General features: G+C 72.9%; 24 protein-coding genes. 12 read left to right on the top strand and 12 right to left on the bottom strand.

The features are described from left to right. Nucleotides 1–63 precede the first annotated feature (63 nt). The 4 genes from H299_RS0121895 (at nt 64) to H299_RS35505 (ending at nt 4,252) form a co-directional block, all read left to right on the top strand. Nucleotides 64–1,113 (top strand): 3-oxoacyl-[acyl-carrier-protein] synthase III C-terminal domain-containing protein, encoded by a 1,050-nt coding sequence (locus H299_RS0121895; RefSeq protein WP_051262713.1) that lies wholly within the window; start codon nt 64–66, stop codon nt 1,111–1,113. 50 nt (nt 1,114–1,163) lie between these two features. Then, the gene (locus H299_RS0121890; protein ID WP_027750150.1) at nt 1,164–1,460 is read left to right on the top strand and encodes a phosphopantetheine-binding protein; all 297 of its coding nucleotides are present in this window, start codon (nt 1,164–1,166) and stop codon (nt 1,458–1,460) included. Beyond that, nucleotides 1,457–2,977 carry an AMP-binding protein gene (locus tag H299_RS0121885; RefSeq protein ID WP_037759987.1) on the top strand — a complete coding sequence of 507 codons (1,521 nt, stop codon included), beginning with the start codon at nt 1,457–1,459 and terminating at the stop codon, nt 2,975–2,977. Before H299_RS0121890 ends, H299_RS0121885 begins: the two co-directional genes overlap by 4 nt. A 126-nt stretch (nt 2,978–3,103) precedes the next feature. After that, nucleotides 3,104–4,252, top strand: coding sequence for an AfsR/SARP family transcriptional regulator (locus tag H299_RS35505; RefSeq protein WP_051262712.1), 1,149 nt, complete (start codon nt 3,104–3,106; stop codon nt 4,250–4,252). 46 nt (nt 4,253–4,298) lie between these two features. Here H299_RS35505 and H299_RS0121875 read toward each other — a convergent pair whose 3' ends face one another. The 3 genes from H299_RS0121875 to H299_RS0121865 form a co-directional block, all read right to left on the bottom strand. Continuing rightward, on the bottom strand, nt 4,299–5,423 hold the full coding sequence (locus H299_RS0121875) for a branched-chain amino acid aminotransferase (protein ID WP_037759984.1): 1,125 nt from the start codon (nt 5,421–5,423) through the stop codon (nt 4,299–4,301). A gap of 13 nt (nt 5,424–5,436) precedes the next feature. Then, nucleotides 5,437–6,456, bottom strand: coding sequence for a methyltransferase (locus H299_RS0121870; RefSeq protein WP_051262711.1), 1,020 nt, complete (start codon nt 6,454–6,456; stop codon nt 5,437–5,439). A 261-nt stretch (nt 6,457–6,717) separates the two neighbouring features. Continuing rightward, a complete protein-coding gene (locus tag H299_RS0121865; protein ID WP_486587367.1) occupies nt 6,718–8,076 on the bottom strand; it encodes a D-alanyl-D-alanine carboxypeptidase family protein in 1,359 nt (452 codons plus the stop codon). Nucleotides 8,077–8,184: 108 nt separating this feature from the next. Between H299_RS0121865 and H299_RS40560 the strand changes: the two genes are divergently transcribed. Together H299_RS40560 and H299_RS0121855 are read left to right on the top strand one after the other, a co-directional pair. Then, nucleotides 8,185–8,475: an SCO4848 family membrane protein gene (locus H299_RS40560; protein ID WP_051262710.1), complete on the top strand. Its 291-nt coding sequence runs from the start codon at nt 8,185–8,187 to the stop codon at nt 8,473–8,475. Next, a complete protein-coding gene (locus tag H299_RS0121855; RefSeq protein WP_027750144.1) occupies nt 8,472–9,767 on the top strand; it encodes a metallophosphoesterase in 1,296 nt (431 codons plus the stop codon). The genes H299_RS40560 and H299_RS0121855 overlap by 4 nt, the downstream gene beginning before the upstream one ends. Here the strand turns inward: H299_RS0121855 and H299_RS35500 are convergent. Further along, entirely contained in the window at nt 9,733–10,782 is a 1,050-nt protein-coding gene (locus tag H299_RS35500; RefSeq protein ID WP_051262709.1) for a helix-turn-helix domain-containing protein, read from the bottom strand. The two genes, H299_RS0121855 and H299_RS35500, sit on opposite strands and share 35 nt — an antisense overlap. 72 nt (nt 10,783–10,854) lie before the next feature. On the opposite strand from H299_RS35500, the gene H299_RS35495 reads away from it, so the two are divergent. Then, the gene (locus H299_RS35495) at nt 10,855–12,180 is read left to right on the top strand and encodes an MFS transporter (RefSeq protein WP_486587366.1); all 1,326 of its coding nucleotides are present in this window, start codon (nt 10,855–10,857) and stop codon (nt 12,178–12,180) included. Nucleotides 12,181–12,195: 15 nt separating this feature from the next. Here the strand turns inward: H299_RS35495 and H299_RS39695 are convergent, their stop codons facing one another. Further along, the gene (locus H299_RS39695; RefSeq protein ID WP_027750143.1) at nt 12,196–12,708 is read right to left on the bottom strand and encodes a hypothetical protein; all 513 of its coding nucleotides are present in this window, start codon (nt 12,706–12,708) and stop codon (nt 12,196–12,198) included. 70 nt (nt 12,709–12,778) lie between these two features. Further along, nucleotides 12,779–14,044, bottom strand: a complete 1,266-nt coding sequence (locus H299_RS0121835; RefSeq protein ID WP_027750142.1) for an MFS transporter — start codon at nt 14,042–14,044, stop codon at nt 12,779–12,781. A gap of 72 nt (nt 14,045–14,116) precedes the next feature. Here H299_RS0121835 and H299_RS0121830 point away from each other — a divergent pair, with 72 nt between their 5' ends. After that, entirely contained in the window at nt 14,117–14,629 is a 513-nt protein-coding gene (locus H299_RS0121830; RefSeq protein WP_486587365.1) for a MarR family winged helix-turn-helix transcriptional regulator, read from the top strand. A gap of 188 nt (nt 14,630–14,817) precedes the next feature. Here the strand turns inward: H299_RS0121830 and H299_RS0121825 are convergent, their stop codons facing one another. The 6 genes from H299_RS0121825 to sdhC all read right to left on the bottom strand — a co-directional run bounded on the left by H299_RS0121825 (nt 14,818) and on the right by sdhC (nt 19,980). Beyond that, the gene (locus H299_RS0121825) at nt 14,818–15,429 is read right to left on the bottom strand and encodes a HEAT repeat domain-containing protein (RefSeq protein WP_027750140.1); all 612 of its coding nucleotides are present in this window, start codon (nt 15,427–15,429) and stop codon (nt 14,818–14,820) included. Nucleotides 15,430–15,630: 201 nt separating this feature from the next. After that, a complete protein-coding gene (locus H299_RS0121820) occupies nt 15,631–16,434 on the bottom strand; it encodes a hypothetical protein (RefSeq protein WP_027750139.1) in 804 nt (267 codons plus the stop codon). A gap of 148 nt (nt 16,435–16,582) precedes the next feature. After that, nucleotides 16,583–17,347, bottom strand: coding sequence for a succinate dehydrogenase iron-sulfur subunit (locus H299_RS0121815; RefSeq protein ID WP_027750138.1), 765 nt, complete (start codon nt 17,345–17,347; stop codon nt 16,583–16,585). Continuing rightward, on the bottom strand, nt 17,347–19,101 hold the full coding sequence (gene sdhA, locus H299_RS0121810; protein ID WP_027750137.1) for a succinate dehydrogenase flavoprotein subunit: 1,755 nt from the start codon (nt 19,099–19,101) through the stop codon (nt 17,347–17,349). The genes H299_RS0121815 and sdhA overlap by 1 nt, the downstream gene beginning before the upstream one ends. Nucleotides 19,102–19,123: 22 nt before the next feature. Next, nucleotides 19,124–19,594 carry a succinate dehydrogenase hydrophobic membrane anchor subunit gene (locus H299_RS0121805; RefSeq protein WP_027750136.1) on the bottom strand — a complete coding sequence of 157 codons (471 nt, stop codon included), beginning with the start codon at nt 19,592–19,594 and terminating at the stop codon, nt 19,124–19,126. Between the two features lie 5 nt (nt 19,595–19,599). Continuing rightward, complete coding sequence (gene sdhC / locus H299_RS0121800) at nt 19,600–19,980, bottom strand: succinate dehydrogenase, cytochrome b556 subunit (protein ID WP_037759982.1); 381 nt, start codon at nt 19,978–19,980, stop codon at nt 19,600–19,602. A 280-nt stretch (nt 19,981–20,260) separates the two neighbouring features. Here sdhC and H299_RS0121795 point away from each other — a divergent pair, with 280 nt between their 5' ends. The 4 genes from H299_RS0121795 (at nt 20,261) to H299_RS0121775 (ending at nt 26,494) form a co-directional block, all read left to right on the top strand. Then, nucleotides 20,261–21,868 (top strand): family 20 glycosylhydrolase, encoded by a 1,608-nt coding sequence (locus tag H299_RS0121795; RefSeq protein WP_027750134.1) that lies wholly within the window; start codon nt 20,261–20,263, stop codon nt 21,866–21,868. A gap of 441 nt (nt 21,869–22,309) precedes the next feature. Next, nucleotides 22,310–23,056, top strand: coding sequence for an RNA polymerase sigma factor (locus H299_RS0121790; RefSeq protein WP_027750133.1), 747 nt, complete (start codon nt 22,310–22,312; stop codon nt 23,054–23,056). After that, on the top strand, nt 23,056–24,498 hold the full coding sequence (locus H299_RS0121785) for a hypothetical protein (protein WP_027750132.1): 1,443 nt from the start codon (nt 23,056–23,058) through the stop codon (nt 24,496–24,498). Before H299_RS0121790 ends, H299_RS0121785 begins: the two co-directional genes overlap by 1 nt. Before the next feature lie 415 nt (nt 24,499–24,913). Continuing rightward, entirely contained in the window at nt 24,914–26,494 is a 1,581-nt protein-coding gene (locus H299_RS0121775; RefSeq protein ID WP_027750131.1) for a methylmalonyl-CoA mutase family protein, read from the top strand. Nucleotides 26,495–26,543 lie beyond the last annotated feature (49 nt).

The raw sequence follows: 26,543 nt of genomic DNA, 5'->3' as shown, positions 1-26,543 counted from the left end.
GGCACCGGCCCCGGCGCCGGTCCGAAGACTGTTCTGTCACCCCGATGTGAGGAGTCTGGTCACGTGGCAGCGGAAGGACGACGGGCGGATTCCGCCGACCGGCTGGGGATCGTCACCACCGGCACCGCGTTCGGCGAACGGCGCGACGTCGCCGCGACGGCGGGGGAGTACGTCCCCGATCCCGAGGTCGTCCTCGGCTGGGGCTACCAGACGTACCACCGCGCCACCGGACCGGGCGCCACCGCGGCCCTCGGTGCCGCGGCGGCCCGTGAGGCGCTGGAGAACGCCGAACTGTCCGTCGCCGACGTGGACTTGATCATCGTCGGCATCTCCGACGTCCCCGACTACCTCGGCTGGGACCCCTCCGCCGCGGTCGCCCGCGAACTGGGCGCCACGGACACGCCCACGGTGCTCTTCACCCAGGCCTGCGCCGCCTGGTCGTTGGCGCTCGACCACGCGGCGGGCGCCATGGCGCTCGAAGGGGAGACCGAGACCGTGCTGACGGTCATGGTCAACGTCATCAGCGAGGCGCACAGCAACCGGATGGCCTTCAACCCCACCGTCGGCAGCGACGGCGCCGTCGCCGCGGTCCTGCGGCGCGGCCACCCCAGGCTGCGCAGGCTGTCCTCCGCGCACCTGACCCGGCCCGCCTACGTCGACCTCTACCGCATCGAGTACGGGGGCGCCGCCGTACCCGTCCCGCCAGAGGGGCAGACGCACCTCGACGTCGACCCGCTGGCCTCGGTCTACCGCCACTTCGACTGGGACCCCGAGCGGTTCGAACTCTTCCTCAAGGAGATCAACGAGAACGTCGGCGCGGTCGTGGACGAGGCGTTACGCCGCGCCGGGCGCGACCGGACCGACCTGGCCCGGCTGATCTTCCTGAACGACAACCAGCAGGCGATCCAGGAGGCGGCCGACGCCGTCGGCGTACCGATCGACCGCACCAACGCCCGACTGGCCCGCTCGCTGGGCCACATGGGCACCGCGGACCAGCTCGTCTGCCTGTGGCAGCACATCGAGGACGGCGATCTCGGCCTCGGGGACGTCGTCGCGCTCGCGGGCGTCGGCGCTCCGGGCATGCACTGGGTCTGCACGCTGATCGAGATCTGACAGGACGGGGCGCGCCCGGAGTGCCGCGTCCGCCGGAGAGAGGAAGCACTATGTCCCCCGAGTCCGAGGCCGCCACGGTGGCCTCCGCCGCGATCCCCGCGCAGGAGATCGCCCGGTTCGTCGTGGAACGGTTCCTGCCGGGCGTCGCCGCGGAGGAACTCGAGGCGGAGTACGACCTGTTGACCACCGGGGTGATCGACAGCCTCGGCGTGCTGCACGTCGTCGCCTGGCTCCGGCGCGAACACGGCGTGCAGCTGGCGGAGTCCGCGGTCAACATCCGCAACTTCCGTTCGGTCGCGGCCATCCAGCGGACCGCGGCCGACGCCTCGGCGGGAGACCCGGCATGACGGCACTGGTGGACGCGATCCGACAGCAGGTCACGATCCGGCCCACGGCCACCGCACTCATCTGGCAGGACCGGCACGTCAGTTACGGCGAGCTGCACGCCATGGCCCGCCGGGCGCGGACCCGGATCGAGGAGGTGTCACCGGACCCGGAACGCCCGGTGGCGCTGTCGCTGGCGGAGTCCCCGGAGGCGGTCGGGGTCATCCTGGGCGCCCTGTACGCCGGACGCGGCTTCCTGCTGCCCCCGGTGGACCTGCCGGCGGAGCCGCTGCGCCGCCTGTGCGCCCAGTCGCGCTGCGGCGCGGTCCTGGGCCTGAGCGCGGGGCCGCTGGTGGACCACGTCGTCGACCCGCACGGCCCCGACTCCGGCCCCGACTCCGGCTCCGGCCCCGGCCGCGAGCCCGAGCCCGACCGCGAGCCCGCCAAGGTGTCCGCCGACACCGTCGGCTTCATCTCCACCACCTCCGGCTCCACCGGCCCCAGCAAGCTGGTGCCGCACTCCTACGGCGCGGTGGACCGCTTCCTCCGGTGGGGCGCGGACACCTTCGGCATCACCGTCGGCACCCGCGTCCTCAACCACGCGCCGCTCAGCTTCGACGTCTGCCTGCTGGACGTGTGGACCACCCTCGCCCACGGCGGCACCGTGGTGATGGTCGACCCGGACCGCGCCACCTTCCCCGACCACCTGCGCGACCTGATCGCCGGCCACGCGGTCGAGGTCATCCAGGGCGTCCCGATGCTCTTCCAGCTGCTGGCCGAGGCGACCGGGCAGAGCGGGCCGCTGACCTCCCCCCGCCATGTCTTCTTCCACGGCGACAAGTTGCCCTCGCGCACGCTGGAGGCGCTGCCCCGCGTCTTCCCCGCCGCCCGCCGGTACAACATGTACGGCACGACCGAGACGAACAACAGCTTCCTCTACGAGCTGCCGCGCGACCGCCCGCCCCGCTCCCCGCTGCCGATCGGCGAGCCGCTGGACGGCGTGCACTGGCTGCTGGAGGGCCCCGACGGGCGTGCCATGACGGGCCCCGGCGAGGGCGAGCTGCTGGTACACACCCCCTACCAGTCCGCCGGCTACCTCAACGCCCCCGCGACGGGCAAGTACGGCACGCACCCCGACGGCCTGCCCGGACTGACCTACTACCGCTCCGGCGACCTCGTCCAGCGGCACGAGGACGGCGCGCTGAGCGTCGCCGGGCGCACGGACCTCCAGGTCAAGGTCCGCGGCATCCAGGTCAATCCGCAGAACGTCGAGCGGGTCCTGCTCGACCACCCCGGGGTCGCCGAGGCCGCCGTCGTCGCGCTGCCCGACCCGCTCGCCGGGCACCGGCTGCACGCGCGCCTGCGCCTGACCGGGCCGGGGGCGGCGTCCGTACTGGCGCTGCGTCAGTACTGTGCCGGGCGCCTGGTGCGCGCGGCCCTCCCCGCGGTCCTGGAGCTGGTCTCCGAGCCGCTTCCGCGCACCGCCAGCGGCAAGGTGGACCGGCTGCGGGTGCGGGACGGCCTGCTGCCGGGCGGCTGACCGTCCGGCACCCCCGGCACCCCCGGCACCCCCGCCACCACCCCGACTACTCGGCGGGCGCCCGCAGCGGGCGCCCGCACATCCACTATCCAGGGAACGGGCTTCTTGACCACGGTGGGAGAAGGCGTGAAGTTCAGAGTTCTGGGACCGACGGAGCTGTACGACGACGTCAACCGGCGCAGGGTCGCCCTCGGCAGCCAGAAGCAGCGCACCCTGCTGGGCGCGCTCGTCCTCCGGTGCGGCTCCGCGGTCTCCGCCGAGCAGCTCAGCGACGAGATCTGGGGGGACGCGCGGCGGCCCCCGTCCACCGCCAACGCCCTCCAGGCGCAGATCTACCGCCTACGCCGGACGCTGGACCAGCTCGGCGGCGAGGCGGACGGCTCCTCGCAGTGCCTGGTCACCGAGGAGTCCGGCTACGCGCTGCGCGCCGACCCCGCCGAGACGGACAGCGGGCGCTTCGCCCGCGCCGTCGAGCAGGCGCGCCGGCTGGCCGACCAGGACCCGGTGCGGGCGGAGCGCACGCTCCGCGACGCGCTGAAGCTCTGGCGCGGCCCGGCCCTCCAGGGCAGCCGGGGCCCCCTCTGCTCCGCCGGGGCGGCGATGTGGGAGGAGGCGCGGCTCAGCGCCCTGGAACTCCTCTACGACGTCTCGCTGCACGGCGGCACGCAGCCCGGGGTCATCTCCGAACTGGAGGAGCTGACCCGCGCGCACCCGCTGCGCGAACGCTTCTACGACCAGCTGATGGTCGCCCTCTACCGGTCCGGCAGGCAGGCACAGGCACTGGGCGTCTACGAACGCGTCCGCCGTCGCCTGGCCGACGAACTCGGGGTCACCCCGGTGCCCGCGCTGCATCAGCGGATGCAGCAGATCCTCACCCACGCACCGGAGTTGCTCGAACCGCACGGCGAGATCCGCGCGGTCCGCGAGGCCCGGGAGCGCCGTCGGATCACGCTGCGCGCGGCGGGCCCGGCCGCTCCGGCCGCAGCGACCGGTGCCGCCACGCAGGCCCGCCCGGCCGTGCCGACGGCGCCGACCGTACCGTCCGCGCCGGGTGCCGTACGGGCAGGGCGCGACGCCCGCTCCGCCGCCCGCGCGGCGGAGCCCCGGGCGGCGGAGTCGCCGGTGGAGGCGGAGCTGCGCCGGCTGCGGCGGCAGGTGAGCGAACTCACCTCGCAGCAGCAGACGTTGCTCTCGTCGGTCCGCAACTTGTCGACCCAGCTCAAGGAGGCGATCGAAACCGTCGAGGAGCGCCGCCTGCTGCCCCAGGGACCGTAGGGGCCGCGGGCCCGCGCGGACGGGTGCCCGCGCGGGCGGCAGCCGCTCAGCGGTCCACGAGGTGGCACCAGCCGTGCGGGTCGGCCGCCTCCCCGCGGTGTACGGCGGCCAGCGCCGCGGACAGCCGGGAGCTGACCGGCCCCCGCGTGCCGTCGCCGACCGTCCACTCCCCGTCCGCCTCCAGCACGCGCCCGACCGGGGTGACCCGGGCGGCGGTCCCGCACGCGAAGACCTCCGTGATCCGGCCGTCGGCGCAGTCCTGCCGCCATCCGTCGAGCGACACCCGGGCCTCGGTGACCCGGTACCCCAGGTCGCGGGCGAGGGTCAGCAGCGTGTCCCGGGTGACGCCGGGCAGGATGGTGCCGGTCAGCGACGGGGTGACCAGTTCGGCCCGGTCCCCCTCGCCGTGGACGAAGAACAGGTTCATCCCGCCCAGTTCCTCCACCCAGCGGCGCTCGGCCGCGTCCAGCCAGACCACCTGGTCCGCGCCCCGGCGGGCGGCGTCCTCCTGGGCGAGGTACGTACCGGCGTAGTTCCCGCCGAACTTGGCCGCACCGGTGCCCCCGGGGGCGGCGCGCACGTACTCCTCGGAGACCGCCACCGTCACCGGGCGCCCGCCCGCGCCGAAGAAGTTGCCGGTGGGGAAGGCGAGGAGGACGAACAGGCAGGCGCGCGCGGGCCGCAGGCCCAGGTGCGACTCGGACGCGAACAGCACGGGCCGCAGGTAGAGGCTCTCGTCCTCGCCCTGCGGGACCCAGTCCATGTCCTGCCGGACGAGGGCCTCGGTGGCGGCGAGGAAGAGTTCGGCCGGCAGCTGAGGCAGGGCCAGCCGCCGCGCCGAGTCGGCGAGGCGGCGGGCGTGTGCCTCGGGCCGGAAGACGGCGGCCCGGTCGGGAGAGCGGCCGTGCGCCTTGAAGCCCTCGAACACGCTCTGGCCGTAGTGCAGGGCCACCGTGGCGGGGCTCAGCTCCAGCGGGGCGAGCGGGGCGAGGACGGCGTCGTGCCAGCCGCGGTCGGCGGACCACCGCGCGGTCACCATGTGGTCGGTGAACACCTCGCCGAAGTTCGCCCCGGCGGCCGCCGCCCGGCGCCGTGCGGCGGAGGAGGGCGCCGGGCGGGCGTGAAGGGCGACGGCGGGAGGGCCGGCGCCGTTCGTGGTGTCGATGCTCATCGGTACGGTCCGGTCAGCGCTTCGCGAGGAAGAGACGGCCGGTGGGGAAGGCGTGGGTGATCGCCTGGACGTCGGAGAAGCCCGCGTCGCGCAGCTTGCCCAGCCACTCGTCCTCGCTGAGCAGCCGCCGTCGCATGAACTCCCCGTGGAAGTAGGAGACCGCGGCGCTGAACCGGCGCTCCCGGTCGTTGCGCAGGTACGGCACGGCGTCGGTGATGGCGAGGAAGCCGCCGGGGGCGAGCTGGTCGCGGCAGTTGGCGAGCACCGCCTCGAAGGTCTTCTCCTGCTCCGGCAGCATGTCGTGGAAGACGAAGCCCGCGTGGATGACGTCCGCCCCGGCGAGGAAGCCGGGGTCGTCGGCCACCGACTCGATGGTGCGCTCCAGCACGCCGATCCGGTCGGACAGGCCCGCCTGCGCGACGGCCGTCTCGGCGGCCCGGCAGGCGTCGGCGGCGAAGTCCAGGCCGATCCCGGTGGAACCCGGCACGGCGTTGAGGACGTCGATCAGCAGGCGGCAGGTCCCCGCGCCCAGGTCGACCACCTTGCTGGGCTTGGCGTCCACGATCGTGTCGAACGCGGTCGGGTAGAAGGCGTGCGACCCCATCCACTGCGAACTGACCGCGACCTCGCGGTAGTCGCGCACGTAGGTCTCGGCGGCCTTCTCCCAGTCGGTGAAGAACTCCCGGGCGTGCTCGACGAAGGGCCGGTTGGCGTTCATCGTCCAGGAGACGTACCCGGCCTGGTGCCGCACGGTCTCGAAGTCGGGGCAGCCGCGGTAGCGGCCCTCGCCCTCCTTGAGGACGAGGCCCGCCGACTCCAGGGCGTCCAGGTAGCGGATCAGCGCGGGCTCGGGCAGGTCGGTGGCGGCGGCCGTCTCCCGCGCGTCCAGGACGGTCTCGCTGCTGAGGTGCGCGACGACGCCGACGCGGTCGCCCATCTCCAGCAGGGCCGCCGCGGCGGCCAGGTCGGGGGCGGGGCCGCTGGCTTCGATGCCGTTCCGCAGGTTTCTCTCGGCCACTTCGTGAGATGCCACGCGCTTGTCTCCTTCTCGTCACTGCGACCGGGTGGGAGTACGGCGCCGTGTCGTCCGGCGTCCGGGTGGGACGGTCGCGCCGGCCTGTTGCTCCGGCCTGTGTTCCGGCCTGTCGCGGTGAACAGTAGGAGAGGGGTATGACGTGGGGCTGACGGTCTGACGGCCGGCTGATGCCCCGGGGGAGAGGTCCGCCCCGGGGCGTCAGCCGGCCGTCCGCCGCGTGTGCGGGTGCCGTCCGTACGGGAGGTGCCGCGTGTCCGGCTACTTCCCGTCGCCGCGGCGGCGCAGCCCCCGGGACAGCTCCGGCAGCGGCCAGCGGCGGTGCACCACGTAGCCTCCGACCCCCAGCACCGCCAGGGCGCAGCCCGTGATGCCGAGCGGGACGCTGACACCGCCCGGGGAGCCCTCGGCGCGCGGCTCCGCCTGGGCGGCCGACGCCTCGCCGGGGCCGCCGGCCGGCGCGGTGTCGCCGTTCTTGCCGCTGCCCCCCGCGTCACCGGGGGAGCCGCCGGACCCGCCCTCGGCGGGCGGCACCAGCTCGCCCACCGGACGCACCTTGTCGGCCGCGGCGAAGCCCCAGTCGAAGAGCTTGGCGGTCTCGCGGTAGACCTTGAGCGGGCCGCCCTCGGGGTGCAGGACGGTGACCAGCAGCACCCGGCCGTCGCGCTCGGCGACACCGGTGAAGGTGCTGCCCGCCTTGGAGGTGGTGCCGTTCTTCACTCCGGCGATGCCCGGGTACGGGTCGAGGCCGACGTCCCCGGTGAGCAGCCGGTTGGTGTTCTGGATCTCGAAGTACTCGCGCTTCTTGCCGCTCTCGTCGGAGCCCTTGTCCTTCTCGTCGTCCTTGTCGTCTTTGTCGTCCTTCGCGAAGCCGCCGGGGAACTTCGCGCGCACCGTCGAGGCGTACGTGCGGAAGTCCTCGTTCTGCATCCCGGCGCGGGCGATCAGCGACAGGTCGTACGCCGAGGAGACCTGACGCGGCATGTCGTACCCGTCCGGCGACACCACGTGGGTGTCCAGGGCGCGCAGCTGCTTCGCCCGGGCGTTCATCTCCCGGACGGTGTTGGCCTTGCCCTCGTTCATCGCGGACAGCACGTGCACCGCGTCGTTGCCCGAGCGCAGGAAGACGCCCCGCCACAGGTCCTGCACGGTGTAGGTCAGGCCCTCCTTGACGCCGACCAGGCTGCTGCCCTCACCCATGCCCTCCAGGTCGGAACGCTTGACCTTGTACTTCTGGTCCTTGGGGAAGTGCGGCAGCACGGTGTCGGCGAAGAGCATCTTCAGCGTGCTGGCGGGGGGCAGCGGCCAGTGCGCGTTGTGCGAGGCCAGCACATGGCCGGTTTCCGCGTCCGAGACGATCCACGAGCGCGCCGTCAGCTTCTTGGGCAGCGCGGGTGCGTCCGCCGCCGGGCGCGGGTCGACCTGGGTGCCGGACTGGCCGAGGCGCGCGCCGCCGAGGGTGGACATCTTCGCGGGCGGCGCGGGCGCGGGCTTGTCGTCGTCGCCCGGGGCCGCGTGTGCGCCCGGCACCAGCAGCAGGGGTGTCAGGAATGCGGCAGCCGCGGCGGCCAGCGGCAGGGCACGGCGAGGACGGCGTACGGCGGAGGAAGTCGTCGGCACCCGTTGAACGTACAGGCACACAAGTCCGAACGGGGCGCTGCGGGGTGCTCGGGCGACACAGTAGCCCCCATCAGCGATCAGATTAGGCCGATAGCCATACTTGCCTTTATGCACCAGCCTTCCGGGGGGACACCCCCGCGTCCGCGCGTTCTCACCCGGCCTGTCTCCTGGTTCCTGCTCTGCTTCGGGGTGTGGTCGTGGTTCGTGTGGATCACCTTCGCCAAGAACCTCTGGAAGGACGGCAGCGGGCTCGCCTTCGACGACGCGGGTGACCCGACCGGGTACTTCTGGGTGCATCTGCTGCTCGCGATCACCTCCTTCGGGCTGGGTACGGCGATCGGCGTGCTGGGCTGGCGGGGGCTGCGCGCGCTGCGGGCCACGACGGGGGAGCGCGCGTGATCGTCGTGTTCGTGCTGGTCGCACTGGCGGTCCTGGCACTGCTTGCGGGGGCGCACTGGTACCTGTGGCGACGGCTTGTTCGCGACGTTTCCCGGCCGGGCGGCTGGTGGCGCCGCACCGGCACGGTGCTGGTCTTCGCGTTGCCGCTCCTCACCGTCGCGACCTTCGTCACCGGGCGGGGCGGTGCGCCGTTCTGGCTGGAGCGGATACTCGCCTGGCCGGGGTTCCTGTGGCTCGCGGTGCTGATGTACCTGCTGCTGGCGCTGCTGGTCGGCGAGTTGGTACGGCCGCTGCTGCGGTGGTTCCTGGCCCGCCGGGACGAGCGGCGCACGGCGGACGCGGCTCCGGCGGGCGCGGACGGTGACGGCGGCGGTGACGGTGACGGCGACGGCCTTCGGGACGGCGCGGACGGCCCGGACGCGGCGGGCGCCCCGGCGAGCCCCGCTGCCGCCGACGCAGTGCCGCCCTCCCGCCGCCTCTTCGTCGCCCGTACGGTCGCGGTCGGCGCCGCCGCCGTCTCGGCCGCCACCGTCGGCCTCGGCACGTACAGCGTCCTCAACGGCCCCGCCGTCAAGCGCGTCACCGTGCCCCTGGCCAAGCTGCCGCGCAGCGGGCACGGCTACCGCATCGCGGTGGTCAGCGACATCCACCTCGGCCCGATCCTCGGCCGGTCGCACGCCCAGCGCGTGGTCGACGCGATCAACGGCACCCAGCCCGACCTGGTCGCCATCGTCGGCGACCTGATCGACGGCACCGTCGAGGACCTCGGCCCCGCGGCCCGGCCGCTGGCCCGGCTCCGCTCCCGGGACGGCACGTACTTCGTCACCGGCAATCACGAGTACTTCGCGGGCGACCCCGCGCCCTGGATCGCCTACCTCCGCGACATGGGCATCCACACGCTGGAGAACGCCCGCACCGAGCTGCCCGCGTTCGACCTGGCCGGGGTCAACGACCTCGCGGGCGAGAGCGAGGGGGAGGGGCCGGACTTCAAGAAGGCGCTCGGCGGACGGGACCCGGCGCGGGCCTCCGTACTGCTCGCGCATCAGCCGGTGCAGATCCACGACGCCGTCGACCACCACGTCGGCCTCCAGCTCTCCGGCCACACCCACGGCGGGCAGCTGTGGCCCGCCAACTACGTGGCCGCGCTCGCCAACCCCACCGTCGCGGGGCTGGAGCGCTACGGCGACACCCAGCTGTACGTCAGCCGGGGCGCGGGGGCGTGGGGGCCGCCGGTGCGGGTGGGGGCGCAGTCCGACATCACGGTCGTGACGCTGGCCTCCCCGCAGGCGTGACGGACGGCGGCCCGGCCCCGTCCGCCTGCCCCGCCCCGTTGGGGCGGAAGGTGCGCCGGTAGGCGGCGGGCGTGGTGTGCAGGGCCTCGTGGAAGCGGCGGCGCAGGTTGACGGCCGAGGAGAGGCCCACGCGGTGCGCGATGGTCTCCACCGGCAGGTCGGTCTCCTCCAGCAGCACCCGCGTGGCGGCGATCCGCTGGTCCAGCACCCAGCGGGCGGGACTGACGCCCAGCTGCTCGGAGAAGCGACGGGTCAGCGTGCGCGCCGACATCTGCGTGCAGGCCGCCATCTCGGCCACGCTGACCCGCTGGTCCAGGCGCTTGGAGAGCCACTCCATCAGCGGGGCCAGCGAGTCGGGGACGGGCCCGGAGGTGGGCATCTCCGCGTACTGCAACTGGCAGCCCTCGCGGTGCGGCGGCATCACCATCTGGCGGGCGATCCGCATCGCGTACGCGGCGCCGTGGTCGGCGCGCACCAGGTGCAGGCACAGGTCCACCCCGGCCGCCGATCCGGCGCTGGTGGCGACGTCGCCGTGGTCCACGTAGAGCACCCCGGGATCGACCCGGACCCGCGGGAAGCGGGCGGCCAGCTCGGCCGTACGGCCCCAGTGGGTGGCGGCGCGGCGGCCGTCCAGCAGCCCGGCGGCGGCGAGCACGAAGGCGCCCGAGCAGATCCCGGCGATCCGCGCGCCGCGCTCGTGCGCCCGGCGGACCGCCGCGACCACCGGCGGGGGCACCTCGGGGTCGCCCTGCTGCCGCCAGCCGGGGACCAGCACGGTGTCCGCCTGCTCCAGCGCCTCCAGGCCCGCCGTCACCATCAGGTCGTACCCCGCCTGGGTGCGCAGCGGTCCGGGTCGCTCGGCGCAGATCCCGAACGTGTAGCGGGCGGGGATCGCCGGGCCGTGGTCGCCGAACACCTCGGCCGCGCAGGCCAGCGCGAGGGTCGACTGCGGCGGCTCCAGCAGGGCCACCACCCGGTGCGGTGCCGGGGGCTGCGGCTGTGTGCGAGACGTCATGGCGCGAAAGTACCCCTTCATGTCGTTCAGGACACTGGGGAGAGTCTATTGGTGCAGACCAATATCTGTGGAGTGACCACCGCACAGACGTGTACGCAGACCCTTCCCCCGACCCCGCGCCCGACCGCCCAGCCCCCACTGTGGGACCGGCGCTTCACGCTGTACTTCATCGCCCGCACGGTCTCGCTGCTCGGCGACGCGATGATGCCGGTGGCCGCCGCGATCGCCGTGGGCGCGCTGTACGGGATCTCCGGTGTCGGCTTCGTCCTGGGCACCTGGACCGGGACGTTCGTCGTCCTGGTCCTCTTCGGCGGGGTGCTCGCCGACCGGTTCGGCGCGCGCCGGATGATGGTCTACGCGGACCTCGTCCGGGTGGCCACCCAAGGGGTGCTGGCCGTCGCGTTCTTCGCCGGGACGCCGCCCTTCTGGCTGCTGGTGACCATGGCGGCGCTGGCCGGAGCGGCCGTCGCGATGTTCCTGCCCGGGGTGAACGGGATGGTCCCGCTGGTCGCCCGCGAGCCGCAGCGCGCCAACGCCACGCTCAAGGTGGCCGACGCGCTGGCCCACCTGCTCGGCCCCGCCCTGGCCGGGATGTTGATCGTGCTCGTCGGCGCCGGGACGGTCTACACGATCGACGCCGCCACCTTCGCGCTCAGCGCCCTGTGCCTGGGGCTCATCCGGTTCGCGCCGTCCGCCGCGCCCACCCGCCCTGCAGCGGGCACCGGCTCCCCGGCCCGCACCGGCGGCGCACTCCGACGCGACCTGCGCCAGGGCTGGTACGAGTTCCGCTCCCGCACCTGGATGTGGGCGGTGATCCTGATCTGGATGGTCTACGGCGTGCTGGTCTTCGGCCCGCTGGTGCCGCTCAGCTCGGAGCTGGTCGGCGAGCGGCTCGGCGCGAACGCCTACGGCGTGGCGGTCTCCTGCCTCGGCATCGGTACGGCGCTCGGCGGGCTGGTCGCGCTGCGGGTGCGCCCGGCCCGGCCGCTGGCGGCGGGCGCGGTGGCGATGGCGCTGTACACCGTGCTGCCGCTCTGCGTGGCGCTGGGCGCCGGGCTGCCGCTGCTGCTGGCGGGCCACGTCCTCGGCGGCGGCGCCATGGCGTTCTGGTCGGTGATGTGGGCGACCAGCGTGCAGACCCACACCCCGCCGGAGGCGCTCAACCGGGTCTCCGCGTACGAACTGGCCGGATCGGTCTCCGGGATCGCGATCGGCCAGATCGTGGCGGGCCCGGCCCTCGCGCTGGCCTCCCCGGAGCGGCTCCTGCTGGTGTCGGCGGGCGCCTGCCTGGCGGGCTGCACGGCGCTGTTCGCGATCCCGGCGATCCGTACGCTGCGCCGCGCTGCACCCCTGGGCACCGGCGGGCCGGAGGCGGCGGGCGGGCCGCACACCGGGTGACCCGCCGATGTGCGCTCAGACGCTGAGCGAGCGGGCGTACTGGAGGTGGCCCATGACCAGGCCCACGGTCGCCGGGTTGTCCACCGGCACCATCGTGGTGTGGTATCGACCGCCGCTGCTCACCGAGACCTGCACGAAGCCGATCGTCACGCGCTCCTTCATCAGCAGGAAGAGCAGGCCCAGCAGGCAGAAGGCGAAAAAGACGACGGCCAGCACGATCGCGTGCGGCGGGATGCGCTCGTCGGTGCGCGACATGTCGGTGGCCGTCCAGACCGCGCCCCTGAGCGGGAGCGGCCCGCCGGGGGTGACGATCTGGTCGTCGACGATCGCGATGTCCCCGAGGGCCAGCCGCACCGTGCCGCCCCCGGCGGGGCCGCCGCCCGGCGGGGGCGCGTCGTACGGCTGTCCGAAGCCGTACGGCTGCCCCGGGCCGGCGGGCTCCCGGTAGCCGGGCGGGGGACCGTACAGCGGCCCGTAGCCGGGGGGCGGCCCGTAGCCGGGCGCGCCGTAGGGGTTCGGGGTGTCCATGGAGGACATCGTGTCAGCGGCGGACCCCGGCGGGCAGCACGTGCGCGCGCATTGTGGCGGGAGTGTGACGTCACGCCACCGGCCGCCGGGCGCGGTCCGCGCCGCCGGCGGGCTCCGTCGCGGCAGCCCCGTCGCCCCCGCCCGGCGGCAGTGTGAACCGCCGTACGCCCGGCACCGCCGCCGTCGCCAGGCAGGAGGCCCCCACCAGCACCGCGCAGGCCGCCAGCGGCACACCCGGCCCCCACGCCTCGGCGGCGAGCGGCGCCAGCGCGTAACCCAGCGGCATCGCGCCGAACGAGACCAGCCAGTCGTACGAGGTCACGCGCGCCTGCGCGGCCGGCGGGATCACGCTCTGCACAGCGGTCTCCCAGACCGGGTTGAGGAAGCCGAGCCCGATCATCGCCACCGCGTAGCCGCCGATCAGCAGCGGGGCGGGCGCACCGGCGGCCAGCAGGGCGAGCGGGAGCGCGAAGAGCGTGCCGCCCAGGTTGGCCGCCAGCACGGGGCGCCGGGGCCGGACGCGGCCCGCGAGCAGCGAGCCGAGCAGCAGTCCGATCGCCCCGGCCTGGAGCACGGCCGCCCACACGCCCTCACCGCCCAGTTCGCGGACGGCGATGGCCGGGCCCAGCACCATCATCACGCTGGAGGTGAAGTTCCACACCGCGTGCACGATCAGGCTCGTCCAGTACCAGTCGCGGGAGCGCACCTCCGACCAGCCCGCCACCAGGTCGGCGCGGAACGACCGCTTCGGCGGTTTCACGTGCCGCACCCGCAGCGGGGCGAGGAAGAGCGCGCTCAGCGCGAGCACCAGCCCGTCCAGCAGGAACGCGCCGCCCGGCCCCGCCGCCCAGACCAGCAGCGCGCCCAGCGCCGGTCCGCCCAGCCGGGCGACGCTGCCCGCCATGCCCAGCAGGGCGTTGGCCTGCTGCCGGGTGCCCTCCGCGATGGTGCCGGTCACCAGCGGGGCCATCGACGGCATGGCGAACGCGGCGGCGGCCCCGCTCACCACCTCCGCGCCCGCGATCAGCGCCAGGGAGGGCTCGCCGCTCAACAGCTGCACGCCGACCAGCAGTTGTGCGGCCCCCCGGACCAGCGCGCTGGTCAGCATCACCGTACGGGCGTTGAAGCGGTCGGCGACCACGCCGCCCACCGGCAGCAGCACGAGCTTGGGCGCCATCGCGCACGCCAGCACGAGGGCGAGCGCGGAGGGGGAGTCGCTGACGCGCAGGACGGCGAGGGTGAGGGCGACCGGGATCACCGCCTCGCCGAGGAGGGCAAGGGAGCGGCCCGCGAAGAGCAGCCGGAAGTTGCGGTCGCGCAGAGGTGAGGGGGCCATGACGGAGAATGTATTTCGGTACCGAATTATTCGTCAACGAAATTCCTCTCCCCGCGAAGTACGATGCCTGCCATGACGCCGCAGCACCAGGACTGGACCGACCGCCACGTCGCACGCTGGAGCGCCGTCCTTGAGGGGCTCGACCCCGACGTCGAGGGTGCCGTCACGCGCATGCAGCGGCTCGTCACCCACCTCAAGCGGGTCCACGAGCAGTCGCTCGCGGACTACGACCTCCAGAAGCACGAGTACGACACGCTCCAGGCCCTCGCGGGCCGCGGCGGCGGCGCCACCCCCTCCGCGCTCGCGGCCGACCTCGACCTCGCCCCCGCCTCCGTCACCGGCCGCCTCGACGGGCTGCACGGCCGCGGCTTCGTCCGCCGTACGCCCTCGCCCACCGACCGCCGCCGGGTGGACGTGGAGCTGACCGAGGCCGGACGCGCGGCCTGGCTGGGCGCCATCGACGCCGTGGGTGACGAGGAACTCCGCCTCCTGGCACCCCTCACCCCGGCCGAACGCCACACCCTCTCCGCCATGCTCCGCCGCGTCCTGCTCCCCGTGGAGTCCGCCGCCCCGCCCCGCGACTGACGGTGCGTCAGTCGCGGAGCAGCCGCACCACCTGCCGGCCAACTCCCGGCGCGCGAGCGTGCGTTGGCGGCACGGCTGCCGCCGAGGTCGATCTCCTCGCCGTCCAGCGGTGAACCCCCGTCGTGGCCCGCGTGGGTGGCACTCCACCAGCCGGTGGCGCGCGGCACTGCGATCCGGTCGGCGAAGCCTCAGGGCTCGCCCAGCGGGTTTGCTGTCAGAAGGAGTTTCAGGGCTTGGCCGGCGAGATGACGCACTTCGCCGTCCGCGTCGCTTTCGTAAACCCTTGCGAGGTCACTGGCCAACACCGGCCATTGGGTGAGGCTTGCTGCTTCCACAGCCATGAGACGTACCTTGCGATTCCCGTCACTGAGCCCTTTCCGGAGAATCTCCAGCGAGTACGCATCTGATGCTTGGTGCGACGCGATCGCCAGCTTGACGAGAAGCGTCGGGTCCTGCTGCATCTCGTCTCTCGCCAGGTCCTGCCATTCTCGCAAGAATCGCACGGGAAGCTTTCCAGCGAGCAGGTTGCCGGATCGACGTACGTCTGTTTCGTCGCCTTCGAGCAGGATGTATAGACACTTCAGATTCTCGTCCTCCGTGACCGTCAAGAGAATCCGGGCGTCGTCGGAAGCGTAGAAGTGAGAGGTCTGGCCGTGGCCGAGGCGGCGAGTTTCCGTGAATCGGACATCGAGGGACAGGTCGGCCTCAAGGACCCCCAGCGCTTCCTCCAGATCGAAGAAGAAATCGCCTGGTATTCCTCCGGAAAGAACAAAGTACTGGCGCGTCGTCGATTCACTCACCAGGGCTCCTCATGTGGCCGACCCGGAAGGCGGCGCGGCTTTCGGGAGTGGCCGTGGAGGCCACGTAGGCAGTCGACGCGATGCGCTGCGTCGGCCGTCGCGGATTGCTGGCGGCGTGCTGGGGAGCGTACGTCACCGTTCGCGGTCCCGAATACGCGCCGACGGCATCGTCGCCAGGCCTCGTCCGGGGGCTTCGGGGGCTCAGGGGTAGAGGGTGCTGCCTGCCTTGCGTGCGAGCTGGGCGGCCCACGCAATGGCGTGCTCGCGGCCCGAGTTCAAGCCGTCCGAGACGGTGAGCAGCACACCGCCGACCCGGGCGTGCACCGTGTAACTGGTGTGCCGGCCCTCGTTGTTCAAGGTGTGGGTCTCCAGGAACGCCTCGTCGCCGATCCCCTCCAGCGGCTCCACCGTGTATTCCTTGCTCGCGGTACCGGCTTCCGCGTCGGCGGCGAAGGACGGACAGTGCCGCATGATGTCCTGCTCTACGTGCAGGAGGGCGCGGGCCGAGGCGACCGTCAGCGACGTGAGCGTCTGGGAGCCGACCTCGCGCCATGCGTTGGCCTTGCGGTCCACGTGCACCGAGATGGCTGTCACGACGGTTCCGCGGTAGGAGTCCGGGCCCAGCCAGGCTGGGTTCTCGCCGGGGGAGAGGCAGTCCTGCCAATGGCTCCGGCGCTGTTCGCGGGTGCTCTCGAAGGGCATCGTGTGCGACTCGCCCGCTCGCAGCTTCGGGCCGAAGGCGGAGTCCGGCAGCAGTACTTCGCGCAGTTCCCCGCCCGTGAAGGTCCGCCGGGGCGGGGCGGCGTCATCGCGGCCGGGCGCGGTCGCCGGCCCCCGGGGCGTCGTCACCACGGGGCCGGGGCCGGGGCTCTGCCGTGCGGCGGCGGGGCTCGCGGAGGGTGAGGGGGCACCGTCCGCCCGGCCCTGGTCGTCACCGCACCCCGTCAGGCCCGCGGCTGTCACCAAGGCCGCCGCCAGCGTCCCGATCGCTCGGTGTGCGTTCACCGGTTCCCCCTGCGCTTGCCGATCTCGGTCGCGCCACCTTAGACGACGGCCGCCGCCCGCGGCGCTGCCCGCAGCACGCGAGGGGTCCGGGTCCGAACCGGCGGCGGTTCGGACCCGGACCCCTCGTGCGTACGGCCGTGCGGAGTGCTCAGAAGCGGCGGGTGATCAGCGCCCGCTTGACCTCCTGGATCGCCTTGGTGACCTCGATGCCGCGCGGGCAGGCGTCCGTGCAGTTGAACGTCGTACGGCAGCGCCAGACGCCGTCCTTGTCGTTCAGGATCTCCAGGCGCTGTTCGCCCGCCTCGTCACGCGAGTCGAAGATGAAGCGGTGCGCGTTGACGATGGCCGCCGGGCCGAAGTACTGCCCGTCGTTCCAGAAAACCGGGCAGGAGGAGGTGCACGCCGCGCACAGGATGCACTTGGTCGTGTCGTCGAAGCGCTCCCGGTCCTCGGCGGTCTGGAGCCGCTCGCGCGTCGGCTCGTTCCCGCTGGTGATCAGGAACGGCATGACGTCCCGGTACGCCTGGAAGAACGGGTCCATGTCGACGACCAGGTCCTTGAGCACCGTGAGGCCCTTTATCGCCTCGACGGTGATCGGCTTTTCCGGGCTCAGATCCTTGATCAGCGTCTTGCACGCCAGCCGGTTGCGGCCGTTGATGCGCATCGCGTCCGAGCCGCAGATGCCGTGCGCGCAGGAGCGGCGGAAGGTCAGCGTGCCGTCGACCTCCCACTTGATCTTGTGCAGCGCGTCCAGCACCCGCTCCTTCGGATCGATCTCGATCCGGAAGTCCTCCCAGGAGGGCTCGGCCGCGATCTCCGGGTTGAACCGGCGGATGCGGAAGGTGGCGGTGATCAGGTGGGAGGTGTCGGACGTGGCGGCCCGCTCCTCCTTGTCCATGACGGGGGTGCTCATCAGTACTTACGCTCCATCGGCTGGTAGCGGGTCTGGACGACCGGCTTGTAGTCGAGCCGGATCGACTCGGCGCCGTCGTCGCCCACCTCGCGGTACGCCAGGGTGTGGCGCATGAAGTTGACGTCGTCGCGGCTGGGGTAGTCCTCGCGGTAGTGGCCGCCGCGCGACTCCTTGCGGGCCAGCGCCGAGACCGCCGTCACCTCGGCCAGGTCCAGCAGGTTGCCCAGCTCCAGGGCCTCCAGCAGGTCGGTGTTGAACCGCCTGCCCTTGTCCTGGACGCTGATGTTCTTGAACCGCTTGCGCAGCGAGCCGATCTCCTCGACGGCCTCCTTCAGGGTCTGCTCCGTGCGGAAGACCATGACGTTCTTGTCCATGGTCTCCTGGAGCGCCTTCCGGATCTCGAACACCCGCTCGTTGCCGGTCGCGTCGCGCAGGTTCTCGACCTCGTCCTCGACGAACTTCGCCGGCTCCTCCGGCAGTTCGACGAACTCGGCGGTGGCCGCGTACTCGGCTGCCGCGATGCCCGCGCGCCGCCCGAAGACGTTGATGTCCAGCAGGGAGTTGGTCCCCAGCCGGTTCGCGCCGTGCACGGAGACGCACGCCACCTCGCCCGCCGCGTACAGGCCCGGCACCGGGGTGCTGGTGTCCGAGAGGACCTCGCCCTGGACGTTGGTCGGGATGCCGCCCATCGCGTAGTGCGCGGTGGGCTGGATCGGGATCGGGTCGGTGTACGGCTCGATGCCCAGGTACGTACGCGCGAACTCGGTGATGTCCGGCAGCTTGGCGTCCAACTGCTCCGGCGGCAGGTGCGTCAGGTCCAGGTAGACGTGGTCCCGGTCGGCGCCGCAGCCCCGGTTCTCGCGGATCTCGGTGTAGATCGCGCGGGAGACGACGTCGCGGGAGGCGAGGTCCTTCATCACCGGGGCGTACTTCTCCATGAAGCGCTCGCCGTCGCGGTTGCGCAGGATGCCGCCCTCGCCGCGGGCGCCCTCGGTGAGCAGGATGCCCATCTTCCAGATGCCGGTGGGGTGGAACTGGAAGAACTCCATGTCCTCCAGCGGAAGCCCGCGCCGGTACGCGGCGGCCTGGCCGTCGCCGGTGAGCGTGTGCGCGTTCGAGGAGACCTTGAAGAACTTGCCGTTGCCGCCCGAGGCGAACACGACCGCCTTGGCGCGGAAGATGTGGATCTCGCCGGTGGCCAGCTCGTAGGCGACCACGCCGGCGGTCTTGCGTACGCCGTCGACCTCGGTGAGCAGCAGGTCCAGGACGTAGAACTCGTTGTAGAACTCCACGCCCTCCTTGACGCAGTTCTGGTACAGCGTCTGGAGGATCATGTGGCCGGTGCGGTCCGCGGCGTAGCAGGACCGGCGGACCGGCGCCTCACCGTGGTTGCGGCTGTGGCCGCCGAAGCGGCGCTGGTCGATCGTGCCGTCCGGGGTGCGGTTGAACGGCAGGCCCATCTTCTCCAGGTCCAGGACGGAGTCGATGGCCTCCTTCGCCAGGATCTCGGCGGCGTCCTGGTCTACCAGGTAGTCGCCGCCCTTGATCGTGTCGAAGGTGTGCCACTCCCAGTTGTCCTCCTCGACGTTCGCGAGGGCGGCGGCCATGCCGCCCTGCGCGGCGCCGGTGTGGGAGCGGGTCGGGTAGAGCTTGGTGAGCACGGCGGTGCGGCTGCGCTTGGTCGACTCGATCGCCGCGCGCATGCCGGCGCCGCCCGCGCCGACGATGACGGTGTCGTACTTGTGGATCTTCATAGCGTTACCTCAGCCCGGCGCTCTATCGGATGTCCGGGTCGAAGGTGAAGATCACCAGCGTGCCCAGCAGGACGGTGAACACCGTGGCGGTGTACAGCAGCATCTTGAGCCACATGCGGGTGTTGTCCCGCTCGGCGTAGTCGTTGATGATCGTGCGCAGGCCGTTGCCGCCGTGCAGCATCGCCAGCCAGAGCATGACCAGGTCCCAGGTCTGCCAGAACGGCGAGGCCCAGCGGCCGGCGACGAAGGCGAAGCCGATCTTGGTCACGCCGCCGTCCAGCACCAGCTGGATCAGCAGGTGGTAGAGGACCAGCACGAAGAGCAGGATTCCGGACAGCCGCATGAACAGCCAGCCGTACAGCTCGAAGTTGGTCCGGGTGGACTTGGGCGTCCGGGGCGTACGCGCCCGCGGCGGCTCGATCACCGGCGCGGGGTTGTCCGGGCTGTAGCCGGAATCGACGGTGGTGCCCGTCGTCTCGATGTCTGTGGCCATGTCGATCAGCTCCCGAACAGCTCGCGCAGAGTGTGCTGGAGGACGGGGTAGAAGGCGCCGGCCATCAGGACGGCCCAGATGCCCATCACCGTCCACAGCATCTGCTTCTGGTACTTCGCACCCTTCGCCCAGAAGTCCACCGCGATGACCCGCAGGCCGTTCAGCGCGTGGAAGAGCACGGCGGCGACCAGGCCGTACTCCATCAGGTTGACGAGGGGCGTCTTGTAGATCGCGACTGTGTCGTCGTACGCCTCGGGGGACACGCGGACGAGCGCGGTGTCCAGGACGTGCACGAACAGGAAGAAGAAGATGAGGACGCCGGTGACTCGATGAGCCACCCAGGACCACATTCCTTCCCGGCCGCGATACAGCGTTCCAGCCGGCACGGAAAATACCCTCCGGGAGCGAGGATGAGCGGGGACAGGGCCTGCCGCCATCTCCTCACTCGAACAGGTTCAGCGGTGTCGGTCGGGCCCGGCCGGGTGCGGACCACCGGCCGCGGCCATCGTAGCGACGGTTTGCGGCCACCTTCGTGCCGGGGCCTGAAGGTGTGATCAAACAGGCACGTACGGCGTAGCCGCCATCCGGTCGCAGCACCGGTGCCGCACTACCCCGAACGCGCCCGTGGAAGCGTCGGAGCGGCGGAAGACTCCCTAACGTAGCGGTATGGCACCTCACCGGCAGAAGATCCTGATCATCGCCCTCGCCGTGCTCACCGCCTGCGCAGCGCTGGGGATCACCCTGTCCGTGCTGCCGGAGGACTCGGACGAGGCGCAGCCCGCGCCCACCCCCCGTACCTCCCTGCCCGCCTCGCCCTCCGCCGGCGCCCCCCAGGGGCCGCAGCGGCTCGGCCCCGCGCCCTCGGCCGTCCCCGCCGTACGCGACTGGGAGCCGGTGCGCGGCCCCGGCTGGAAGCCCGGACCCGGCACCCGGGTCATCGCCGACCCCGGCGGCCCGCTGGCCGGGGAGGCGCGGCTGCTGGCCGGTGAGCTGAAGGTGTCGCTGGGCAAGGGCCCCGCCCGCACCGGCGACGTGGAACTGCGGCTCTCCCGGGAGGCGCGGACGGGCCGGGAGGGCTACCTGCTCGCCAGCCGGAACGGCCGGATCAAGATCACCGGTTCCTCCGACGCCGGTGTCTTCTACGGCACCCGCACCCTGCTCCAGACCGTACGGGCGCAGGGCCGCTTCGCCGACGGCCTCGTCCGCGACCGGCCCGACCGCGCGCAGCGCGGCTTCCTGCTGGACGTCGCGCGCAAGCACTTCAGCGCGGAGTGGATCAGGACGCGGATCAAGCAGATGGGCGACCTCAAGCTCAACCAGTTCCAGCTGCACCTCTCCGACGACCAGGCGTTCCGGGTCGAGAGCGACTCGCATCCCGAGATCGTCTCCGATCAGCACCTGACCAAGAAGGAGATCCGGGGGATCGTGAAGCTGGCCGAGGAGCGGCACATCACGGTCATTCCGGAGATCGACTCGCCCGGCCACCTGGGCGCCGTCATCAAGGCGCACCCCGGTCTCCAGCTCAAGGACGCCGCCGGCAATCCGGTGCGCGGCGCGGTGGACATCTCCGACCCGGCCGCCGCGAAGATCCTCGACGACCTGACGAAGGAGTTCGCCGGCCTCTTCCCCGGCAAGTACTGGCACCTGGGCGGTGACGAGTACCTCGCCCTGACCGTCCAGGACCCGGAGGCCGACTTCCCCGCGCTGGCCGCCCGCGCCCGCAAGCTCTACGGGGGCAACGCGCGCGTCCAGGACCTGGCCACCGCCTGGCTCAACGACCGGGCCGCCGCCGCGCGCAAGCAGGGCAGGATGCCGCAGGTCTGGAACGACGGCATGCACGCGAACGGCACCGTACGGCCGGACAAGCCGCGCGAGGTGACGTACTGGACGGGCAAGGAGATCGGGTCCCGGGAGCCGATCGAGTACCTCAAGGAGGGCTGGACGGTCCTCAACCTCAACGACGAGTACCTCTACTACGTACTCGGGGAGCCGAACGAGTTCACCTACCCGACCGGCGAGCGCATCTACCGGGAGTGGACCCCGGCCGTGCTGCGCGGCACCGAGCCCGTACCCGCCGAGCTGGCCGGGCCGGACCGCATCCCGGGCGGGCGGTTCGCCGTCTGGTGCGACCTGGCGGACTCGCAGACCACCGAGCAGGTCGCCGACGGCATCCGGCTGCCGCTGGCCGCCACGGCGCAGAAGCTCTGGGACCCGCGCGAGCCCAAGGTCGGCTGGCAGCAGTTCACGGCGCTGGTCGACCGGGTGGAGGGCTGACGGCGGCGGGTTGACGGCGCTGGGCTGACGGCAGCGGCGGGCTGAGCCCGGCGGTGCGGCCGGGTGCCGGAAATGGACGACGGCCGAGGTCGCCACCCCCCACAGGAGAGACCTCGGCCGTCATCGCGCTACGGACGCACCAACCAGCAGCAGGTCCGTACTCTCCTCAGCGCCGTCACCCGAGTTTGTGTTACGCGCCGACCAGCGGGAGCTGATTCCGGGGCGCGTCGAGCGTCGCATCCGGCATGGACGCGGACAGGTTCTTGGTCGTAGCGTGTTGCCGAACATCGATGCGGATCGATCCAGAGATCCGGACCGGTGCGGCACCGGTCCGTCGTGGACCGGTGCGGACGACCAAGCAGCGGCAGCACACGGGCTCGGCCAGGGGCACCGTGCGGCGGATTCGCCGAGGTGCCGCGGAGTTGGGGCGAGGACACGGGCGTGCAGGGGGACGACGCGCAGCTGACGGACGCGGTGCGCGCGGCGCAAAGCGGGGACGAGGGTGCCTTCCGCGTTGTGTACCGCACCGTGCATCCCCGGCTGCTCGGATACGTCCGGACGCTGGTGCACGACGCGGACGCGGAGGACGTCGCCTCGGAGGCGTGGCTGCAGATAGCCCGCGACCTCACCCGCTTCCACGGCGACGCCGACCGCTTCCGCGGCTGGGCCGCCCGTATCGCCCGCAACCGCGCCCTGGACCACATACGGATGCGCGGCCGGCGGCCCGCCGTCGGCGGCGACGAGACCGAACTCGTCGCCCTGCCCGGCACCGCCGACACCGCCGGTGAGGCCCTGGAGGCGCTCGGCACCGGACGCACCATGCGCTTCATCTCCGCTCTCCCGCGCGACCAGGCCGAGGCGGTGGTCCTGCGGGTGGTGCTGGGCCTGGACGCCAAGAGCGCGGCCCAGGTCCTCGGCAAGCGGCCCGGCGCGGTGCGTACGGCCGCACACCGGGGACTGCGGAAGCTCGCCGAGCTGCTCGACGCGGACCCGGACGGAGATCCGGAGCCGGGCCCGGCCACCGGCCCGGACCGGGAGACCCGCGGAAGCGGCGGCCCCGGAAGCGCCGAGGGCGCCGGAAGTGCCGAAGGAGAGGCCCGGGACTCCGCACCACCCGGTACGCCGCCACAGCGCGACCTGCCGCCCGGTGTGACGCACAACGCCGCGCGAACGCTGAGGGAAACGTGATGTCCGACGACCGGTACGCATGGCTGGACGAGGAGACCGCGGAGCGCCTGCTGCGTGGTCTGCCGGTCGACGGCTCGCACCCCGGCACTTCCGCGGACGGTTCCGCCGCAGGTCAAGACGGTGCCGCAGACGCTTCCCAGGGTGCGACGCCCACCGGCGACGCCCCTTCGGGCGCCGCCGCGGACGAGATCTCCGGCAGGCTGGCGGCGGCGCTGGGCGCTCTGCGCGCCGCCCCTGCCGAGGGGCTGCTGCCCCCGCCGCCCGGCTCTCCCGCGGGCCCGTCCGGTGATGCCTCCGGTACGGCCGCCGCCGCTACGGCCGCGGCCTCCCCTGCCTCCGCCCACGCGGGAGCGGACGGCGAACTCGCGGGCGAGGCCGCCGCGGTGGCCGCCTTCCGCCGGGCGCAGTCGGGTGTACTGCGCAGTGGTTCGGTGGCCGCGTCGGCGGCGGGCGACGCCCGCCGGTCTCCCAGACGCAACGTCCTGCGCGCACTGCCCGGCCTCGCCGGCCGGCCGCTGCGCGCGGGGCTCGCCATGGCCGTGGCGGGGTGCGCGCTGGGCGGTGTCGCGGTGGCGGCCGGGGCGGGCGTACTGCCGACCCCGTTCGGCACCGGCAGCGGCGCACCGGCGAAGCCGGGCATGAGCGTGTCCTCGTCGGACGACGAGGACGGCGGCGCGTCCGGCAGCGACGGCCGCGAACGGCAGGGCGGCAGCACCGAACCGGGCGGGCCCGGCGCCTCCGGCGACCCGCGCGACGGGGACCGCACCGGCGAGGGCGGGGGCGAGGACGACCGGCGCGAGCGGGACACCGACGACCGCGGGGACAGCCGCCTGCCCGACGGGTGGAACCGCGGCGACGTACCGGACGACGCCGATACGCAGGCGATAGTGGCCGCGCTGTGCAAGGCGTACACGACGGGCCGGCTGGACGCCCGCGAGCGCGCCAGGCTGGAGCGCGCGGCGGGCGGCGCGGCGGCCGTACGGACGTACTGCGTGCAGCCCACCGGCGTCGCCTCGGGCGGCACTTCGGGCGGGACCGACGGCACGGGCGGCTCCGGTGGATCGGGCGGTTCGGGCGGTTCGGGCGAAGAGGACGGCGACGGCAGCACCGGGACCCCCGGCGGCAACGGCGGGTCCACCCCGCCCGGCGGCGGTCCCTCCGAACCGGGCGGCAACGGCGGCTCGACGGGCCCCTCCGAGCCGGGCGGCAACGGCGGCTCGGACTCCGGCGGCGGCAACGGCAACGGCGGCTCCACCGAGGGCGGCGACGGTGACGCGGACGGCGGCACCACCAGCAGCGGCGGCTCGGACGGCGGCGACGGCGACGGCGAGGACGCGGGCGGGACCGGCGCGGCGGACGCTTCCGGCGGGTCCGGTGAGTCGGGCGGCTCGGACGCTTCCGGTGGGCCGGGCGGGTCCGACGAGGACCTCCCGGACGACTGAGAACGGCCGGTGTGACACTTTCGCTGCGCGTGACGCAGTAGTAGTTGAGCCGACTGGTCATCGGCCGCGCGGCACCCCCGAGGTTCCCCCCGTACCTCCGGGTTCGCGCATACGGCGCGGGCGGGACACGTTCCCCCGGTCCCGCCCGCGCCGCTCGGGGGTTACGGGGGTCGTCCCCCGGAAGATCGCAGTCCCCGGTCCCGCCCGCGCCGCTCGGGGGTTACGGGGGTCGTCCCCCGGGAGACCGCAGCCCCGCCCGTCCGGGGTTCGCGGCGCAGCCCCCGCCCTGCCTCCAGGCCCAGGCGCGTGCTGTGAGCAACGTCCCAGCCTGTGGGTCTCCCACCGCGCGCACGCCGATCGCTACAGTCCGTGGCGGTTGCACCCTCACTCCCGCGCGACTTACGGAGGCACCTCCATGGCACGCCACTCGGAATCCGGCCGCCCGATCGAGCCGGTCTACGGCCCGGCGGCGCTCCAGGACTGGGACCCCTCCGAGAAGCTGGGCGAGCCCGGCTCGTACCCGTTCACCAGGGGCGTGTACCCGTCGATGTACACCGGGCGACCGTGGACGATGCGCCAGTACGCCGGGTTCGGCACAGCCGTGGAGTCCAACGCCCGCTACAAGCAGCTGATCGAGAACGGCACCATGGGCCTCTCGGTCGCCTTCGACCTGCCGACGCAGATGGGCCACGACTCGGACGCGGCGATCTCGCACGGTGAGGTCGGCAAGGTCGGCGTCGCGATCGACTCGCTCGACGACATGCGGGTGCTCTTCGAGGGCATCCCGCTGGACAAGGTGTCCACGTCGATGACGATCAACGCGCCCGCCGCCCTGCTGCTCCTGCTCTACCAGCTCGTCGGCGAGGAGCAGGGAGTGGATTCGGCCAACTTGACCGGCACCATCCAGAACGACGTGCTCAAGGAGTACATCGCCCGCGGCACCTACATCTTCCCGCCGAAGCCGTCGCTGCGGCTGATCGCGGACATCTTCAAGTACTGCAAGGCCGAGATCCCCAAGTGGAACACCATCTCGATCTCCGGCTACCACATGGCCGAGGCCGGTGCCACGCCCGCGCAGGAGATCGCCTTCACGCTGGCCGACGGCATCCAGTACGTCCGTACGGCGGTCGCCGCCGGGATGGACGTGGACGACTTCGCGCCCCGCCTGTCGTTCTTCTTCGTCTCGCGCACCACGATCCTGGAAGAGGTCGCGAAGTTCCGTGCGGCCAGGCGGATCTGGGCGCACGTGATGCGCGAGGAGTTCGGCGCGCGCAATCCCAAGTCGCTGATGCTGCGCTTCCACACGCAGACCGCGGGCGTCCAACTGACCGCCCAGCAGCCGGAGGTGAACCTCGCCCGGGTCACGGTGCAGGGGCTGGCGGCCGTCCTGGGCGGTACCCAGTCGCTGCACACCAACTCCTTCGACGAGGCCATCGCGCTGCCGACCGACAAGTCCGCCCGGCTGGCGCTGCGTACGCAGCAGGTGCTGGCCTACGAGACCGATGTCACCGCCACCGTCGACCCGTTCGCGGGCAGCTACGTCGTCGAGGCCATGACGGACGAGGTGGAGGCGGCGGCGCTGGATCTGATGCGCCAGGTCGAGGACCGGGGCGGCGCCGTCGACGCGATCGAGCAGGGCTTCCAGAAGGGCGAGATCGAGCGCAGCGCCTACCGGATCGCGCAGGAGCAGGAGTCGGGGGAGCGCGTGGTCGTGGGCGTGAACCGGTTCCAGAGCGCGGCGGAGGAGCCGTACGAGCCGATGCGCGTCGATCCGGCGATCGAGGCGCAGCAGGCCGAACGGCTGGCCCGGCTGCGGGCGGAGCGCGACCAGGAGGCGGTGGACGCGGCGCTGGCGGCGCTGCGCAAGGCGGCGGAGGGCACGGACAACGTGCTCTACCCGATGCGGGACGCGCTGCGCGAGCGCGCGACGGTCGGCGAGGTGTGCAACACGCTGCGGGAGATCTGGGGCGCCTACGTCCCCACCGACGCGTTCTGAGCCCCCGCCGGGTTCGGCGTTGCCTCACCGCGGTGCCGATCCTCACCTC

This window comes from Streptomyces sp. CNH287 (assembly GCF_000424825.1).
This window is presented reverse-complemented; position numbering and strand designations above follow the sequence as displayed.

Coding starts and splice junctions, on each gene's coding strand:
- H299_RS0121775 (WP_027750131.1), top strand. CDS start 24,914: ATGGCACGCCACTCGGAATCCGGCCGCCCGATCGAGCCGGTCTACGGC.
- H299_RS0121890 (WP_027750150.1), top strand. CDS start 1,164: ATGTCCCCCGAGTCCGAGGCCGCCACGGTGGCCTCCGCCGCGATCCCC.
- H299_RS0121835 (WP_027750142.1), bottom strand. CDS start 14,044: ATGGCCCCCTCACCTCTGCGCGACCGCAACTTCCGGCTGCTCTTCGCG.
- H299_RS0121785 (WP_027750132.1), top strand. CDS start 23,056: ATGTCCGACGACCGGTACGCATGGCTGGACGAGGAGACCGCGGAGCGC.
- H299_RS0121885 (WP_037759987.1), top strand. CDS start 1,457: ATGACGGCACTGGTGGACGCGATCCGACAGCAGGTCACGATCCGGCCC.
- H299_RS0121875 (WP_037759984.1), bottom strand. CDS start 5,423: ATGAGCATCGACACCACGAACGGCGCCGGCCCTCCCGCCGTCGCCCTT.
- H299_RS40560 (WP_051262710.1), top strand. CDS start 8,185: ATGCACCAGCCTTCCGGGGGGACACCCCCGCGTCCGCGCGTTCTCACC.
- H299_RS39695 (WP_027750143.1), bottom strand. CDS start 12,708: ATGGACACCCCGAACCCCTACGGCGCGCCCGGCTACGGGCCGCCCCCC.
- H299_RS0121795 (WP_027750134.1), top strand. CDS start 20,261: ATGGCACCTCACCGGCAGAAGATCCTGATCATCGCCCTCGCCGTGCTC.
- H299_RS0121815 (WP_027750138.1), bottom strand. CDS start 17,347: ATGAGCACCCCCGTCATGGACAAGGAGGAGCGGGCCGCCACGTCCGAC.
- H299_RS0121830 (WP_486587365.1), top strand. CDS start 14,117: ATGACGCCGCAGCACCAGGACTGGACCGACCGCCACGTCGCACGCTGG.
- H299_RS35500 (WP_051262709.1), bottom strand. CDS start 10,782: ATGACGTCTCGCACACAGCCGCAGCCCCCGGCACCGCACCGGGTGGTG.
- H299_RS0121805 (WP_027750136.1), bottom strand. CDS start 19,594: ATGGCCACAGACATCGAGACGACGGGCACCACCGTCGATTCCGGCTAC.
- sdhA (WP_027750137.1), bottom strand. CDS start 19,101: ATGAAGATCCACAAGTACGACACCGTCATCGTCGGCGCGGGCGGCGCC.